Below are 15900 nucleotides of genomic sequence, written 5' to 3'. Positions count from 1 at the left end.
CGATGCGCCGGTGCGAACACCATGAGCATGCAGACATACGTCGAACAGGGTCAGCGAGTCCCGCCTGAACTGGGCTTGGCGCTGGCCGAGATCTGCGCTTCCGCCGGACTGGATCCGCGGGGTGCGCGACTGATCCGATTCATCAACAACGGGGTCTTCCTGCTCCGCGACGATCCCGTCATCGTCCGCGTGGTGCTGTCCCCGTCGTTCGGTTACCGAGCTTTCAACGCAGTCGACGCCGCGCGCTGGCTGGCGGTGCACGGCGTGCCCGCGGTGCGGTTGCTGCCCGGTTTCGAGCAGCCGGTCCAGGTGGGGGAGCACCTGGCGACGCTCTGGCGCTACGTGCCGGAGATCGGGCCGGTGCCGGACGGCGCCGACCTCGGTGCGCTGCTGCGGCTGATGCACTCGAAACCGCTGTCGCCGACGTTCCTGGACTGGCAGCCGATGGCCGACATCCGGCGCCGGTTGACCGACGCGGTGGACATCGACCCGGCCGACCGCTACTTCCTGGAGCAGCGCTGCGACCACGTCGAGGAGCAGTTGGCCGAGCTGCGGTTCCCGCTGCCGCAGTGCGTGATCCACGCGGACGCGCACCTGGGCAACGTGATCGGCGGTCCGGACGGCCCGCTGCTGTGCGACCTCGACTCGTTGTGCGTCGGGCCGCCGGAGTGGGACCTGACGCCGCTGGCGGTCGGCCGGCTGCGGATGGGGCACCCGCCGTCCTGGTACGACGACCTGGCCGCCGCGTACGGCTTCGACATCACCGGGTGGGAAGGCTTCCCGGTGCTGCGGGAACTGCGCGAGCTGAAGATCACGACCGGCGTGCTGCCGATCGTGCGCAGCAATCCCGGGCTCCGCGAGCAGCTGCACCGGCGGCTGCGCACGATGCGCGACGGCGACCTCGCCGCGCAGTGGGCCCCCTACAGCTGATCGACAGACAGTCCTACACCCGAACGGGCGATCTTGAGGCCGAACGCTGCGCTCTTTTGGTCATTCTTGGTGACGACGCTGACCCGAAGGGGTAAACCATACGAGGGAACTGATCCGTCAGGGCGTTGCAACTGGATGGGTTGTCGATGATGGTCGCGGAGTTCTTGCTGGGGGTCTTGTCCCCGCGCTGGCGCCGGGCGCGCGCGTTGCGCTCCGCCCAGGCGCTCGACGACGTGGTGGACTCCCAAGTCGCCTCGCTGCCGCTGCTGCCCGCGGACGTCCGGCGACGGCACGCCGACCACCTCACGGAACTGGTGCTGCTCGCCCAGAACTACCGGCACTACGCGAAGGGCTGGATCACCCGCCGGGAGCTGGAGCGGCGCGGCCGCGCCGCGCTGCTCCGCCTGGAGGAACCGGATGGTCTGGGTGTCGGTGCAACTCACCGACGCTGAATGACCGCTCGGCGACCGGCGCGTCATCGTTGACGTTTCGGTGAATCGCGCCTGCGACCAGCGTTTTCTGCTGGTGCGCCGAAAATCGCAGCGCGCAGTTCGGTCGGGCTGAAGTACGCGTTTTCCCCGGTAGCGGCCGGTTTTCCGGCTCGGCCGGGGCCATCTGCCGCGCCCATCCGCCGTGCCCGGAGCCGGTTCGGGCGACGTGCTCGGAAAAAGTGACCGAAACCACTTCCCTTTGATCTCTTTCTCACCGCAGTCGAATTCTCGCCGCATCCCGGCCAATTCGCTCGCCGGGATCGGAAAAATCCGTGATGGGAGATGATTTTGTGCAGTCCGGAAGAAATGCCGGGATTCCGCGTGGGGTTGCGGAGCGCGCTGGCCGACGACGCGCTGCTGAGGTTGTACTGCGCACCCGTTCAGCGGGACTGGCTCGCCCTGGGTGATCTGGTGCGCGGTGACTTCCCGGGAGATGTGCTGGCGTTGAAGCGGCTGGTGGCCGACCGGCCGGGGGACTGGACGGCGCGGGACCACCTCGCCGAGTTCGTCGTGCGGCCGCTGCTGATCACCTTCCGCGGTCTGCTGGCCAGGGGTTCGCTGCCCGCGGGCGAGGTGGGCGTGGAGCTCGGGCCGGAGTCGTCGGCCACCGGCCGGGTCGTGGTCGAGGGCGTCCGCCCGGCCGCGGAGGTGCCTGCGGCGATCACCGCGCTGGACGGCTGGCTGACCGAGCTGGCCGCGGCCGGCGTGCTGGTCACCGGCGAGGAGCAGGAGCGGATCCGCGGTGCGTTCGACGAAGTGGTCTCGCAGGAATTGCGGAACCTGTCGGCGGAAACCGCGGCTCGCCTGGCCGGTGACCACCCGTGGCGCGAGTTCGTGCACGTCGTCGGAGCGCGTCAGCACGAGCTGCTGCGCCAGGTGCTCCGGACGGTCCGCGAGCGCAGCGCGCGGTGCCGCCGCGAGAGCGGGCTGCCGCGTCCGCTGGTGGCGGTCGACCTGGACTTCTGCGCGGTGCAGCCGAGACAGCGGGTCCACGAGGCGGTGCGGCGGGTGGGCGCGGCGCACGGGATCGCGGAGTTCGCCGATCCCGCTGTGCTGCCCGGCCTCTACCCGGCGGGTTGGCGGCCGTTCCTGGCGCGGAACGGTTTGCGGCGCGGCGCCGGCCTGCACGCCGAGTACCGCCGGAACATCGCGTGGCACGGGGAAGCGCTGCTGACCGACACCCTCGCCCCGGGCATCAAGCGGTACGTCCGCGATCTGGAGCAGGCGGGCGCTCGGGTGGTCTGGCTGACCGGCCGTCGGCACCGGGTGCGCGCGGCGACCGAGGAGTTCCTGGCCGGTTGCGGGCTCGGGCACCTCGACCTGCGCACCTCCGACGACGGCCCCGTCGCCGAGCGCAAGGTGGCCGCGCTGCGGGAGTTCCACGGGTACGAGCTGGTCGCGGCGTTCGACGACTCGGCGGCCAACCGGGCCGCGCTGCGCACCGCGTTCCCCGGTGCCCTGGTGATCCCGGTCCGCCTGCCGGGCTTCACCTCGGGCGAATCCGCTGACGGCATCGAGACCTTCGAGTCGCTGCCGCACCCGGTGCCGCTCGGCCGCGGTCATGCCCGCGAGCCGCAGTTGTCGCACGTGACCTCGCTCAGCGGGCTGCGGGTCGGTGAGCTGAGCACCCGCCCGACGATCTGGGGCCGCGGCGCGGAGCTGACCGCTGCCGAGCAGGCGCGGATCGTCGACTCGCTGGTGGCGACCGCCGTGACCAGCGGCCGGAAGCTCGGTTCGGCGATCACCGCGGGAGCCGACCGGGTCCGGGCGGTGTGGCAGGTGATCACCGCGAAGCCGTTCGGCGCGTCGAGGTCGGCTTATCCGCTCGCGGTGGCGGAGCGGGATCTGCGCGGCCCGGTCGAAGCGGGCGAGCCGATCCCGTTCGTCGTGGTGGGGCCGTCGCTGAAGCAGGACGGATCCCGGCTCAAAGCGCTCGGCGGTCTGCCCGACCTGGCGGAGCTGGCGATGCTGGTCCGGCTGCGGCAGCTGGACGCGGCGGTCCGGCAGGTGCACCCGCCGGGGATCCGGGTCCGGGCGCTCACCGATGCCAGCCACTTCCGGTTCCGCGAGCCCGACCGGTGCGCGGCCTACCACCGGGAGTTCGCCCGGCAGGTGGCCGCGGTCGGCGCGGCGGACCTGGTGTCGGTCGAGGACTTCGACGACGCGGCCGACGCGCACCCGGCCTGCGGCGACCGCAGCCAGCGCTCGGAACTCCTGCGCGCGCACCGCGAGAGGTACGAAGCGGCCTTCGCGGGCCTGGACGTCCTCCGGAATCCGGGAGCGGCGCTGGCCGAAGCGGCCACCCGCGACCCGTCGGCTGCCGGTCAGCCGAGGTTCGCGGAGCTGTTCCGGTCGGTGCTGCACGCGGTGGACATCCCGTGCCACGGCGGCGATCCGCTCGCCTGGTCGCAGCGGATCTACGCGGATCCCTTCGACCTGACCGACCGCTCGACACCGGCCGAGGTGCGCCGGGCCCGCGGTGATCTGCTGGTCTCGGCTTGGCGCGAGACCATCACCTACCTGGCGAACAAGCACGTGGACGCCGATCTCGGCTACCAGGTCCTGTGGCGGGAGGGCGTCCGGATGAGCCTGTCGATCCGCCCGACCCCGGGCAGGCTCCGCTTCGTCCCGCTCGGCGGTTCGGGCGTGATGCCCTGGCACGGCACGGCAGCCCTCAACGGGAACCAGGAGGTGGCGGTCGACTACGCGATCTCCCTGGTGGACCAGGGTTTCCGCCCCCTCTACGCCCCGGGGGGCCCAACCCGCCGAGGACTCCGCCAACCCTGGCTGATGGTTCCTCCGGCCCTCCTGGATCCCGAAGGCCGCCCGACCGAACGCCTCCTGTCGAGCACCCGCCTCCGCCCCAAGTGAGATTCAGCCGTCCAAGCTCCCGTGAGTGCTTTGGGGCGCTATAACACCCCAAACCACTCACGGTACTTGACCAGCCGAAACGAGCCGGGAAGCGCAGCGCCCCGCGGCCGGGGGAGGACCGCGGGGCACCGCTGCGAGCAGGAGCGGGGAGGGGAACTCCCGCCCGCGCCATGGATCCGCGTCGCGAAAGCGCGGATTGCCTTGCGAGCAGGGCGGTCCCGGCTGCCTGGTCGGGGGCAGAACAGCCGGGACCGGGTCTAAAGCCGTTGCAGCCCAGCGAGTACCCGCTGGAACACTTCGGTATTCCGCGAGAACCCAGAAGTCGGCACGACTACGTCGGGGGAGCCGCGCCCACCGGAGTCGGGCTCGCGCAGACGATGCCGACCACCACTGGTCTCGGCCTCGACACGCTCGATCAGGTACCGAACGGTCAGCGCGCCATCCCCGCCCCCGGCGTGCTGCGGCCGGTACGAGAAGACCCGGTGGACGACGAAGAAAGCGACCAGAACAGCGGCGACGGCCGTGATCACCCAGAACATCGCGAGGTTCGGCATGATCATCCCTTCGCCGCCTTGAGTGCGGAGTTGCAGTTTCGGCACGACGGGGCCTGTATCCAGTCCACTTCGGACGGCTCCGCGAGGCCGAACTGATCACCGCAGAAGGACTCACCGCTCAGGCCTGAATCCAGGCGTCTTCCCGGGAAGGCATGCCGGACCATCCCGTTTCGGCCCGACTCGTCCACGACGGGAAGCCAGAAGTAGCGAGGCTGTGGTTGCGTCATGTCCACCCCGATCGTTGCTACGGCCTGTTGTCGCTCGGCGACTCTGCGTTAGACGGTAATGGTTACCGGGTAACTTCGTCGAGTTACCCAAGCGGGTGATCTTGACCGTCGACGTCGCGTGTAAAGCTGGGCGCATGGCAGGAACCGCTCGGCAAATCCATCTGGGCCGTCAGCTCCGACAGCTTCGGACCGAGGCGGGCTTGTCCTTGGACGAAGCAGCGGCTCACCTGGAACGATCGCGTGCCACGGTCGGGCACTGGGAGCGCGGGCATTCCAGGGTGTCGGCGAAAGACCTCGAAGCCCTTCTCGCGCTCTACAAGACGCCCGACGACGTGGTCGAACAACTCCACCAGCTGCGAAGGGAAAGCGGGCAGCGCGGGTGGTGGCAGAGCTACAAGCTGCCGCAGTACCTGGCCCCGTTCGTCGGCTTCGAAGCAGAGGCCAGCGAGATCTTCCACTTCGAGCTGGGCGTGATCCCAGGCCTGCTCCAAACCGAGAACTACGCGCGTGCGATCCACGAAGCAGGGCGTCTGGTGCTGACAGATGTCGAGCTCCAACAGTGGGTGGACGTTCGGCTGAAGCGTCAAGAGCGGTTGAGCGAGGACGGTGCTCTGGCGCTTCACGTGGTGATCGCCGAGGAAGCATTGCGACGGGTCATCGGCTCGCGAAAGGTGATGGTCGATCAGCTGGAACGGCTTGCGGAGTTCGCTGCGCGGCCGAACATCCGGCTTCAAGTGCTGCCCTTCGAAGCTGGTTCGCACGAGGGACTCCACGGCCCGATCTTGTTGCTTCGCTTCTCGGATCCAGGCCACTGCGATGTCGCCTTCAGCGACACCCCGCTCGGCGGTCACGTCATAGACGACATCCGGGATGTAGCCGAGCTGGCGCGTCTTTTCGCATCGTTGCAAGCTCGGGCGCTCGACGAAGCCGACTCCGCTGAACTGCTGCGTAGCATCGCTCTGGAACACGCCTCACGTGTGAAGGAGTAGCGCGGTGCGCCCAGAACCAGCGTGGAAGAAGTCGAGCCGTTCGGGACAGGCGAACGCCTGCGTGGAAGTCGCGTCCAACGTGCCGGGGCGCGCTCTCGTGCGTGACTCGAAGCTCGGCGGCTCGTCGCCAACCTTGAACGTGACGGCCAGCGCGTTCGCGGATTTCGTCGCTGCGATCAAGTCCGGAAAGTTAGCCGACTGAGCGAGGAGCGACCCGTGACCGAACAGCCAGGCTGGCGGAAGTCGAGCTGGAGCAACCAGGAGACGAGCTGCGTCGAGGTCGGTCGCGTCGATGGCGGAGCCGCGGTCCGCGACACCAAGAACCGCGCTGCCGGTCACTTCACGACGACGACGCCCCAGTGGTCGGCGTTCGTCGCCGCGATCAAGGCCGGCAGGTTCGACGGCTGAACGAGGTGGAGGGGCACCTTTCGGCCGAAAGGTGCCCCTCCACGCGTCAACTGCTCTGCGATCAGGCCTTGGGCTTGCCGAGGCGGAGTGCCAGGACCAGGCCGAGGCCGACCAGGACCACCACTCCGACGATCCAGGGCCAGATCGGCATGCCGCCGGACTCGCCCGACTGCTCGGTTGGCTGGTCCGCGTTCTGCGGCGGCTCGGCCGGTGTGCCGTTGCCCGCCTGGGTCAGCTCGAAGGTGACCTTGCCCGGCACCGGGTGGCCGTCGTTGGACAGGATCCGGTAGCCGACCGTGTAGGTGCCCGCCGGGCCGAGCTCGCGGACCGGTGCGGTCACCGAGTTGCCCTCGACGCGGACCTCGCCGTCGGTCCAGTACGTCCCGTCGGGGCCGACCACGTTCACCGTGTTGTAGCCCTCACCGGCGCGGACCGGCTGGTCGAAGGTCAACCGGATCTCGCCCGGCCCGGTCGACAGCTTCGCGCCGTCCGCCGGATCGCTGCTGACCAGCACGTTGTGCGCGAGCGCGGTGCCCGCGCCGCCGAGCAGCGCGGCCAGAGCCAGCGCTGCCACCGCCATCAATCGCTTCACGACTCGTCCTTCCCGGTCGGTGCGGCGCTGCGGCTGCGGGCCAGCGCACCGGCCCCGATGCCGACGCCCAGCGCGCCGACGAGCAGTCCGGCGCCGCCGAGCCAGCGGGCCGTGTCGTCACCGGCTCCGGCTGCCGCCGCCTGCTCCTCCTCGCCGCCGTGCGAGTGGCCGCCCTCGGCGTCCTCGACCAGCTTGAGCGTCGGTGCCGGGTGCTCCGGCTCCTCGCCGTTCGGCGGCGTCGGCTGGTCCCAGTTCACGACCTCGCCGTTGTCGTAGGTCTGGGTGGTGGGCATGGCGAAGGAATCCACGTTGTCCGGCAGCGCGCCGAGCGTGGCCTCGAACTCGTTGAACTCGTTCGGCCCGATCCGGTTGCCCGGCTGCGCGGTCCACGTGATGCTGCGCACCGCTTCCCTGACCTCGGACCCGGCCACCTGGACCGGAGCGATCTGGACCCGCTCGACCTGCGCGGTCCAGCCCGGCATCGGCTTGGTGCGCACCGAGCTCAGCGGCTGGTCCTCGGGGAAGGTGACCTTGACCTGCACGGTCGAGGCGTTCGGCCGCTCGTTCGGCACCCGGAAGGCGATCTTGGCGTGGCCGCCCTTGGCCGCCTCGCCCGGCTGCGCGCTGACGTGGGCGAATGCGGGGGCAGCAGCCAGCAGCGCGGTGATCCCGCAGGCAGCCGTCAGCGCCGCGGATCGGACCGCGAATCGTTTTGTCGACATGTTTACTTGGAATCTCCTGGAATATCGATCAACGAGCCGTTGATCGGGAAAATGACAGATCGACAACGATCAGGCGGCGAATTCCACCTGATCATGCGCAGGAGATTCCGGGGGCCCGCGACGGGCGTGGATGCGTTGGTAGAGCAGGTGCGCCAGGGGACGCACCGTGATCGCCGGGACGCACACCGTGGGCGTCTCGGTGACTGTGGGTAGCGGCCGTGGGCGGCGCGGCAGAATCGAACGGAGCAGGCGTGCGACTACGAAGAGTGCACGCTCCGCCCGCGCCATCAGCAGCCCGGTCACCAGGACCGCCCCCAGGTGACCGAGGGTCATGGCCAGGGGTGAGAACGGCATGCCGATGGCGCCCGGTCCGTCCTGGTGGGACGCCACGAGCTGGAGAAATACGTGAAGTGACAGCTGGCTGACGCCAAGTGCCCCTAGAATGCCCCACGACCCGCGCTTGCGATCAGCGAGTGCCACACCGGCGCCGGCCAGGAGGACGGTGATCACAACGGTCGATCCCAGATCGGGTAATGACCCGCCCGCCGCCGCGTGAGCGGCTACGGACAGTGACGCCGATGTGGTGGCCAGGGCAGCGCCGCGCAGGACGCGCAGTGCGCCCTGCGTAGGTGTGAGACCGGCTGCCACGAGAGCCAAGTCTAGGTGTCGGTTCGGCCACGCTGACCGCGGGCGAGCTTGCCTTGTTCACCCGATTGGGTCACGGTTTAACGGGTTGCAGGCGTTCCGAGTGCAGCTGCGCCCAATGCGGAGGTGCTGAATCGGATCGTCGTGACTGACGACGGAGAGGAGGGGGCGTCGCCGCAAATCGACGCCGGAACCTGTGTCGACAACAGAACGAAGTGGTGACTCCGCCAAGGGGAGCCATACGACTGAACTGTCTGCGAACACCGAATTCCTGGGCAAACCGCGAACCGACTGGATCGTGTTCGGCGTCGCCGCGGCGATCATGTTCGCGGTGGTGGTCTGGGGTGCGGTGGGCACCGACTCGCTCAGCGTCGCCTCGTCGGCCGCGCTGACGTGGTTGATCACGAACACGGGCTGGGGCTTCGTGCTCGCAGCGACCGGTTTCGTCATCTTTGCCCTTTTTCTGGCTTTCAGCAAGTACGGCCGGATCCCGCTCGGCCAGGACGGCGAGAAGCCGGAATTCAGGACGGTGTCCTGGATCGCGATGATGTTCAGCGCCGGTATGGGCATCGGTCTGATGTTCTTCGGCGTTAGCGAGCCGCTCGGGCACTACGTCTCGCCGCCGCCGGGCACCGTCCCGGGGGAGAGCGAGGCGGCCATCGAGACCTCGATGGCGACTTCGCTGTTCCACTGGACGCTGCACCCGTGGGCGATCTACGCGGTGGCGGGTCTGGCGATCGCCTACAGCAGCTTCCGCCGCGGCCGCAGCCAGCTGATCAGCGGCGTGTTCCGCCCGCTGATCGGCAAGCGCAACGCCGAGGGCCCGATCGGCAAGCTGATCGACATCCTTGCGCTGTTCGCCACCTTGTTCGGCTCCGCCGCCTCGCTGGGCATCGGAACCCTGCAGATCAGCGCGGGCATGAAGGCCGCGGGATGGATCGAGGGCGCCTCGTCCACGATCCTCGTGCTGATCATCGTCGTGCTGACGGTGTGCTTCATCGCCTCGGCGGTGTCCGGCGTGGCCAAGGGCATCCAGTGGCTGTCGAACATCAACATGGTGCTGGCCGCGCTGCTGGCGCTGTTCGTGTTCGTGGTCGGCCCGACGGTGTTCATCCTGGACCTGCTGCCCACCGCGCTCGGCTCCTACATGAGCGAGTTCGGCGAGATGGCCTCGCGGGCCGGCGCCACCGGCGGCGAGGAGATGCAGAGCTGGCTGTCCAGCTGGACCGTCTTCTACTGGGCATGGTGGATCTCCTGGACGCCGTTCGTCGGCATGTTCATCGCCCGCATCAGCCGCGGTCGCACCATCCGCCAGTTCGTCGGCGGCGTGCTGCTGGTGCCCAGCGTGGTCAGCCTGGTCTGGTTCGCGATCTTCGGCGGTGCCGCGATCGACAGCCAGAAGGCGGGCAACGGCGTGTACGGCGACGGCAGCGCCGAGGCGCAGACCTTCGCGGTCCTCGACCACCTGCCGCTGACGCTGATCACCTCGGTGCTGGTGATGATCCTGGTGGCGATCTTCTTCGTCTCCGGTGCCGACGCCGCCTCCGTGGTGATGGGCACGCTGTCGCAGCGCGGTTCCATCGAACCGAGCCGCTGGGTGGTCATCTTCTGGGGCGCCGCCACCGGTGCGGTCGCCGCGATCATGCTGGTCATCGGCTCCGCGGGCGGTGACGCCGAGAAGGCGCTGGACGGCATCCAGAACCTGACCTTCATCGGTGCGCTGCCGTTCGCGATCGTCATGGTGCTGATGTGCGTGGCCCTGCTCAAGGACCTGCGCAGCGACCCGATGACCCTGCGCGACGCCAAGGGTGCGGAGGTGCTGGAGCAGGCCGTGATCGCTGGTACCGAGGAGCACGAAGGCGAGTTCCAGCTGGTCACCACGCCTGTTGACGAGGACGCGGAGACCGCTGAGTCCCCGGCCGGGGAGAAGAAGTAGCGAGTCATTCCGGCCGAAGCGTTGCGCGCCCGGCTGCTGCGGCGGCCGGGCGCGCAGCTGTTTTCACCCCTGCGGCATTTGTCCCGTTCGCCCCGGGGTGAGCAAGTGCACGGGCCGTGCGCGATCGGTTTCCGGACACCCGGGAACCACCCGCGCGCGGCCGACTCCCGAAAGGAGGGGGCGCCGTTCGCCCGGCGCCTGGATCTGTGTCGACAGTAGTAGAGGAACGATCGGACAAGCCGGTCGAGAAGGAGGAGGCGGGCACCAAGCTCGTCGACCAGCCCGGCCGGATGGACTGGGTGGTGTTCGGCATCTCCGCGGTCGCGGCGGTCGCGTTCATCGCCTGGGGCGTGCTCGGCTCCGAGTCGCTGCAGGCCTTCGCCGGCGGCGCCCTCGAGGTGCTGGTGCGCGACGGCGGGTGGGTGTTCGTGCTCGCCGGCACCGCGTTCGTGGTCTTCGCCCTGTGGCTGGCGTTCAGCCGGTACGGGCGCATCCCGCTGGGTGAGGACGACGAGAAGCCCGAGTTCCGGACCACCTCGTGGATCGCGATGATGTTCGCCGCCGGGATGGGCATCGGTCTGATGTTCTACGGCGTTTCCGAACCGCTCACCCACTTCACCAGCCCGCCGCCCGGCAGCGCCGAGGCGGGCACGGACGCCGCGGTCGGGACCGCGATGGCGACCTCGCTGTTCCACTGGACCCTGCACCCGTGGGCGATCTACTCGGTGGTCGGCCTGGCCATCGCCTACGCCAGCTACCGGCGCGGCCGCAAGCAGCTGTTCAGCTCGGCGTTCGTGCCGTTCTTCGGCAAGGGCGCGTCGGAGAGCGTGCCCGGCCGGATCATCGACGCGCTCGCGGTGTTCGCGACCGTGTTCGGCACCGCCGCGTCGCTGGGCATCGGGGCGACTCAGATCGCGGCCGGTCTCACCGAGGTCGGCTGGGTCGCCTCGGTCGGCAACACGCTGCTGGTCGTGATCATCACGGTGCTCATCGCCGCGTTCGTGATCTCGGCGGTCTCGGGCGTGTCCAAGGGCATCCAGCTGCTGTCCAACAGCAACATGATCCTGGCGCTGCTGCTGGCCGTGTTCCTCTTCTTCGTCGGCCCGACGGTGTTCATCCTCGACGTCATCCCGCTGTCGGTGGGCTCCTACCTCGCCGACTTCGGCGAGATGATCTCCCGCACCGGTGCCATCGGCGGCGAGGAGATGCAGAGCTGGCTGTCCAGCTGGACGATCTTCTACTGGGCCTGGTGGATCTCCTGGGCGCCGTTCGTCGGCATGTTCATCGCGCGGATCAGCCGCGGTCGCACCATCCGCCAGTTCATCGGCGGCGTGCTGCTGGTGCCCAGCGTGATCAGCCTGATCTGGTTCGCCATCATGGGCGGCACCGCGCTCCACCAGGAGCGCAGCGGCGCCAACCTGACCGACGCGGGCGGCGCCGAGGACCAGCTGTTCCAGGTGTTCCGGAACCTGCCGCTGAGCGCGGTGGCCAGCGTGCTGGCGATGCTGCTGATCATCAACTTCTTCGTCACCAGCGCCGACTCCGCGTCGGTCGTGCTCGGTTCGATGTCGCAGCGCGGCAGCGCCAAGCCGAACAAGTTCGTCGTCGTGTTCTGGGGCCTGGTCATCGGCGGCGTCGCCATCGTGATGCTGCTGACCGGCGGTGAGGACGCCCTCAGCGGGCTGAACAACACCACGATCATCGCGGCTTCGCCGTTCGTGGTCGTCGTGCTGCTGATGTGCGCTGCGCTGGTCAAGGACCTGCGCAGCGATCCGATGATGCTGCGCGAGGTCAAGGGTGCCGAGGTGCTCGAACAGGCCGTGATCACCGGCACCGAGGAACATGACGGCGAGTTCCAGCTGGTCACCACTCCGGTGGAGACCGACGAGGAGCCCGCGTCGGCCTCGGCGGGCGGGAAAGAGTAACGAGTGAACTTCCTGGACTACGTCGCATCCAGGTGGCAATCGCTGCTGGTGGACTCCTACCAGCACGCCAGCATGGTGCTGCAGTGCATCGCGCTGGCGACGATCGTCGGCGTCCTGGTCGGGGTTGCGGTCTACCGCAGCCCCGCCGGGGCGGCGATCGCCACCGCGCTCTCCAGCGCCGTCCTGACGATCCCGTCGTTCGCGCTCTTCGGCCTGCTCATCCCCGTGCTGGGGCTGGGCGTGGCGCCGTCGGTGCTGACGCTCGTGCTGTACGCGCTGCTGCCGATCGTGCGCAACACCATCGTCGGTCTGTCCACCGTGGACCAGCCGATCCTGGACGCGGCGCGCGGCATCGGCATGGGGCGGTTCAGCGTGCTGACCCGCATCGAACTGCGACTGGCCTGGCCCGCGATCCTCGCGGGCATGCGGGTGAGCACCCAGATGCTGATGGGCATCGCGGCCATCGCCGCCTACGCCAAGGGCCCCGGGCTGGGCAACCTGATCTTCAGCGGGCTCGGCCAGCTCGGCGGTGCGAACGCGCTGAACATGGCCGTCGCGGGCACCGTCGGCGTGATCATCCTGGCGCTGCTGCTGGACGCCCTCTTCGTGCTGATCGGGCGGTTGACGACTTCGAGAGGTATTCGTGGCTGACGACAACATGAACCCGACCACCGGGCACGGCGTGGAGATCTGCCTGGAGGAGGTCTCCAAGCGCTACCCCGGTCAGAAGCTGCCCGCCGTCGAGTCGGTGACCATGACCATCCCCGCCGGCGAGACGGTGGTGCTGGTCGGCCCGTCCGGCAGCGGCAAGACCACCACCATGCGGATGATCAACCGGTTGATCGAACCGACCTCCGGCAAGATCACCATCGGCGGGCAGGACGTGCTGGGCCTCGACCCGGACAAGCTGCGCCGCGAGATCGGCTACTCGATCCAGCAGGCCGGCCTGTTCCCGCACATGACCGTCGGCGAGAACGTCGGCATGGTGCCCGGCCTGGTCGGCTGGGACAAGAAGCGGATCAGCGAGCGGATCGACGAGATGCTCGACCTGGTCAACCTGGACCCGGCGGAGTACCGCGACCGCTTCCCGCGGCAGCTCTCCGGCGGTCAGCAGCAGCGCGTCGGGGTGGCCCGCGCGCTGGCGGCCAACCCGCCGGTGCTGCTGATGGACGAGCCCTTCGGCGCGGTGGACCCGATCACCCGCGGTGTGCTGCAGGACGAGTTGATGCGCCTGCAGGCCGAGCTGGGCAAGACGATCGTGTTCGTCACGCACGACTTCGACGAGGCGGTCAAGCTCGGCGACCGGATCGCGGTGCTCGGCGAGCGCTCCAAGATCCTGCAGTACGACACGCCGGACGCGATCCTGGCCAACCCGGCCGACGACACCGTCGCCGGATTCGTCGGCGCCGGTGCCGCGCTCAAGCAGCTCACCCTGCGGCGGGTCCGCGAGATCGAGGTCGGCCAGGTGCCGACCGCGAAGGTGGACGAGGCGCCGTCGGTGCTCAAGGAGAAGCTGGGCACCCGCCGCGGCGCGATCGGCCTGGTGCTGGACAAGCGCAACCGCCCGCTGCGCTGGGCATCGGCCCGCGAAGCCGGCGCGGTGTCCTCGCTGGACCGAGCGGGCCGGCCGGTCGAGGACAGCGTCTCGCCCGCCTCCACGCTGCAGGACGCGCTGGAGGCGATCCTCACCGACGACGACGGCGTCGCGGTGGTCACCGGTTCGCGCGGCGAGTACGTCGGCGTGGTCGACATCGACACGGTGATGAACACCATCAAGGCGCTGCGCGAGGAGCACGCCGACGATCCGGCCGAGGACGAGTGATGAGCAGCCAGTTCGCTTCGGACTCCGGATCCCGCACCGCGGAGCGGTTGCGCCTGCTGGCGCAGCCGATCGCGGTGCTGGTGCTGGTCACCGCGGTGCTGGTCTGGGCGTTCGGCCAGGACAACGACGAGGTGACCGCGCGCAGCATCAACGCGCCGTACATCCTCGGCCTGACCTGGGCGCACTTCCTGATGAGCTTCGCGGTGGCGCTGATCGTGATCGCGGTGGCGGTGCCGCTGGGCGTGCTGCTCAGCCGCCCGTGGGCGCGCCGGGCCGCGCCGCTGGTGATCGGTGTCGCCAACATCGGCCAGGCCGCGCCCGCGGTCGGTCTGCTGGTGCTGTTCTTCCTGTTCACCGGTGGTTCCACCGGGTTCTGGATCGCGGTGCTGCCGATCGCCTTCTACGCGCTGCTGCCGGTGCTGCGCAACACCATCGTCGGCCTGCAGCAGGTGGACCGGTCGCTGATCGACGCCGGTCGCGGCATCGGCATGTCCGGTGCCGCCGTGCTGCTGCGCATCGAGCTGCCGCTGGCGGTGCCGTTCATCCTGGCCGGGCTGCGGACCGCCCTGGTGCTGGCCGTGGGCACCGCGACGCTGGCGCTGTTCGTCGGCGCGGGCGGCCTCGGCGAGATGATCGACACCGGCTACAAGCTCAACGACTGGACGGTCATGATCGTCGGCTCGGTGCTGGCCATGGCGCTGGCGCTGCTGGTCGACTGGCTGGGCGCGCTGGCCGAGACCTACCTGTCGCCGAAGGGGTTGCGATGAAGCTGCGAACGTCGCGCCGCGGCGCGCTGAAACTGGCCTCGCTGGCGATGACCGGGGTGCTGCTGTCCGGCTGCGGGCTGAGCTCCGGAAGCTCGGTGCCGCTGGCGGTGGAGCCCGGCTCGATCCAGCCCGTCCCGGAGCTGGAGGGCGTCACGATCACGGTGGGGTCGAAGAACTTCACCGAGCAGGTCGTGCTCGGCTACATCGCGCAGTTCGCGCTGTCCGCCGGTGGCGCCGAGGTGCGGGACCTGAGCAACATCGTGGGTTCCTCCACGGCCCGCAACGCGCTGCAGAGCGGGCAGATCGACATCCTGTGGGACTACACCGGCACGTCCTGGATCAGCTACAACGGCAACAACGACCCGATCCCCGACGCCCGCGCCCAGTACGAGGCGGTCGCGAAGCAGGACCTGGAGCGCAACGGCGTCGCCTGGACCGCGATCGACTACAACGTGGACAACACCTACGCGTTCGCGGTCAACCAGGACGCGGCGCGGCGGCTGGGCGTGGAGAAGCTGTCGGACATTCCGCGGGTCGTCGCCGAGCGCCCGGACGAGGCCACCTTCTGCGTGGACACCGAGTTCGCCAACCGCAACGACGGATTCCCCGGTGTGCAGCAGGAGTACGGCTTCACCGCGGACAAGTCGAAGGTGAAGACGCTGACCGAGGGCAGCATCTACCAGGCGACCGCGAACGGCACCTGCACCTTCGGCGAGGTGTTCACCACCGACGGGCGGATCAAGGCGCTGGACCTGAAGGTGCTGGACGACGACAAGTTGTTCTTCCCGCGCTACAACATCGGCGTCACCACCCGCGACGAGCTGCTCGAGCGCTACCCGCAGATCACCGCGATCTTCGAACCGGTGTCGGCGGTGCTGACCAACGAGGAGCTGGTCCGGCTGAACGCCCAGGTCGACGTCGACGGCCGCGACCCGGCCGACGTGGCCCGCGACTGGATGGCGGAGAAGGGCTTCGTCAAGATCCCCGGTCGCTGACCGGCGGGATTCGACGAGCGCGACGG

The 15900-nt window shown here is 69.2% G+C and carries 16 protein-coding genes; 12 read left to right on the top strand and 4 right to left on the bottom strand.

Translation table 11 applies throughout. The features are described 5' to 3' along the window. Nucleotides 1-27: 27 nt before the first annotated feature. The 3 genes from C4T78_RS22165 to C4T78_RS22155 all read left to right on the top strand — a co-directional run bounded on the left by C4T78_RS22165 (nt 28) and on the right by C4T78_RS22155 (nt 4292). Nucleotides 28-930, top strand: a complete 903-nt coding sequence (locus C4T78_RS22165; protein WP_093351196.1) for a phosphotransferase enzyme family protein — start codon at nt 28-30, stop codon at nt 928-930. 146 nt (nt 931-1076) lie between these two features. Further along, nucleotides 1077-1382, top strand: coding sequence for a hypothetical protein (locus tag C4T78_RS22160; protein ID WP_093350913.1), 306 nt, complete (start codon nt 1077-1079; stop codon nt 1380-1382). A gap of 360 nt (nt 1383-1742) precedes the next feature. Continuing rightward, the gene (locus tag C4T78_RS22155) at nt 1743-4292 is read left to right on the top strand and encodes an HAD family hydrolase (RefSeq protein ID WP_143185791.1); all 2550 of its coding nucleotides are present in this window, start codon (nt 1743-1745) and stop codon (nt 4290-4292) included. Nucleotides 4293-4549: 257 nt separating this feature from the next. On the opposite strand, the gene C4T78_RS22150 is transcribed toward C4T78_RS22155, so the two are convergent. Next, nucleotides 4550-4891 carry a hypothetical protein gene (locus C4T78_RS22150; protein WP_146075833.1) on the bottom strand — a complete coding sequence of 114 codons (342 nt, stop codon included), beginning with the start codon at nt 4889-4891 and terminating at the stop codon, nt 4550-4552. Between the two features lie 316 nt (nt 4892-5207). On the opposite strand from C4T78_RS22150, the gene C4T78_RS22140 reads away from it, so the two are divergent. From C4T78_RS22140 to C4T78_RS22130, 3 genes are read left to right on the top strand one after another with little or no spacing between them, the layout of a single operon-like run. Beyond that, the gene (locus tag C4T78_RS22140) at nt 5208-6062 is read left to right on the top strand and encodes a helix-turn-helix domain-containing protein (protein ID WP_143185792.1); all 855 of its coding nucleotides are present in this window, start codon (nt 5208-5210) and stop codon (nt 6060-6062) included. 4 nt (nt 6063-6066) lie between these two features. Then, entirely contained in the window at nt 6067-6264 is a 198-nt protein-coding gene (locus tag C4T78_RS22135; RefSeq protein WP_093350922.1) for a DUF397 domain-containing protein, read from the top strand. A gap of 14 nt (nt 6265-6278) precedes the next feature. After that, nucleotides 6279-6470, top strand: coding sequence for a DUF397 domain-containing protein (locus C4T78_RS22130; protein ID WP_093350924.1), 192 nt, complete (start codon nt 6279-6281; stop codon nt 6468-6470). Between the two features lie 61 nt (nt 6471-6531). Here the strand turns inward: C4T78_RS22130 and C4T78_RS22125 are convergent, their stop codons facing one another. The 3 genes from C4T78_RS22125 to C4T78_RS22115 form a co-directional block, all read right to left on the bottom strand. Continuing rightward, on the bottom strand, nt 6532-7062 hold the full coding sequence (locus C4T78_RS22125; RefSeq protein WP_093350927.1) for a copper resistance CopC family protein: 531 nt from the start codon (nt 7060-7062) through the stop codon (nt 6532-6534). Then, nucleotides 7059-7784 (bottom strand): YcnI family copper-binding membrane protein, encoded by a 726-nt coding sequence (locus C4T78_RS22120; RefSeq protein WP_093350929.1) that lies wholly within the window; start codon nt 7782-7784, stop codon nt 7059-7061. Before C4T78_RS22120 ends, C4T78_RS22125 begins: the two co-directional genes overlap by 4 nt. 69 nt (nt 7785-7853) lie before the next feature. Next, entirely contained in the window at nt 7854-8432 is a 579-nt protein-coding gene (locus C4T78_RS22115) for a hypothetical protein (protein WP_143185794.1), read from the bottom strand. A 295-nt stretch (nt 8433-8727) separates the two neighbouring features. On the opposite strand from C4T78_RS22115, the gene C4T78_RS22110 reads away from it, so the two are divergent. The 6 genes from C4T78_RS22110 (at nt 8728) to C4T78_RS22085 (ending at nt 15874) form a co-directional block, all read left to right on the top strand. Continuing rightward, nucleotides 8728-10365 (top strand): BCCT family transporter, encoded by a 1638-nt coding sequence (locus tag C4T78_RS22110; protein WP_374703894.1) that lies wholly within the window; start codon nt 8728-8730, stop codon nt 10363-10365. 290 nt (nt 10366-10655) lie between these two features. Then, a complete protein-coding gene (locus tag C4T78_RS22105) occupies nt 10656-12290 on the top strand; it encodes a BCCT family transporter (RefSeq protein ID WP_093351201.1) in 1635 nt (544 codons plus the stop codon). Nucleotides 12291-12293: 3 nt separating this feature from the next. After that, complete coding sequence (locus tag C4T78_RS22100) at nt 12294-12941, top strand: ABC transporter permease (protein ID WP_093350934.1); 648 nt, start codon at nt 12294-12296, stop codon at nt 12939-12941. Nucleotides 12942-12948: 7 nt separating this feature from the next. Continuing rightward, on the top strand, nt 12949-14112 hold the full coding sequence (locus C4T78_RS22095; RefSeq protein WP_177247543.1) for an ABC transporter ATP-binding protein: 1164 nt from the start codon (nt 12949-12951) through the stop codon (nt 14110-14112). Continuing rightward, the gene (locus C4T78_RS22090) at nt 14112-14879 is read left to right on the top strand and encodes an ABC transporter permease (protein ID WP_093350939.1); all 768 of its coding nucleotides are present in this window, start codon (nt 14112-14114) and stop codon (nt 14877-14879) included. The genes C4T78_RS22095 and C4T78_RS22090 overlap by 1 nt, the downstream gene beginning before the upstream one ends. Beyond that, nucleotides 14876-15874, top strand: a complete 999-nt coding sequence (locus tag C4T78_RS22085; RefSeq protein WP_218161559.1) for a glycine betaine ABC transporter substrate-binding protein — start codon at nt 14876-14878, stop codon at nt 15872-15874. Before C4T78_RS22090 ends, C4T78_RS22085 begins: the two co-directional genes overlap by 4 nt. The last annotated feature ends 26 nt before the right edge of the window (nt 15875-15900 follow it).

Origin of the sequence: Saccharopolyspora kobensis (assembly GCF_900108315.1) — a bacterium.
In the GTDB taxonomy this organism is placed as follows: domain Bacteria; phylum Actinomycetota; class Actinomycetes; order Mycobacteriales; family Pseudonocardiaceae; genus Saccharopolyspora; species Saccharopolyspora kobensis.
The sequence above is the reverse complement of the archived record's forward strand: the minus strand, read 5'-3'. Positions and strand labels throughout refer to the sequence as shown.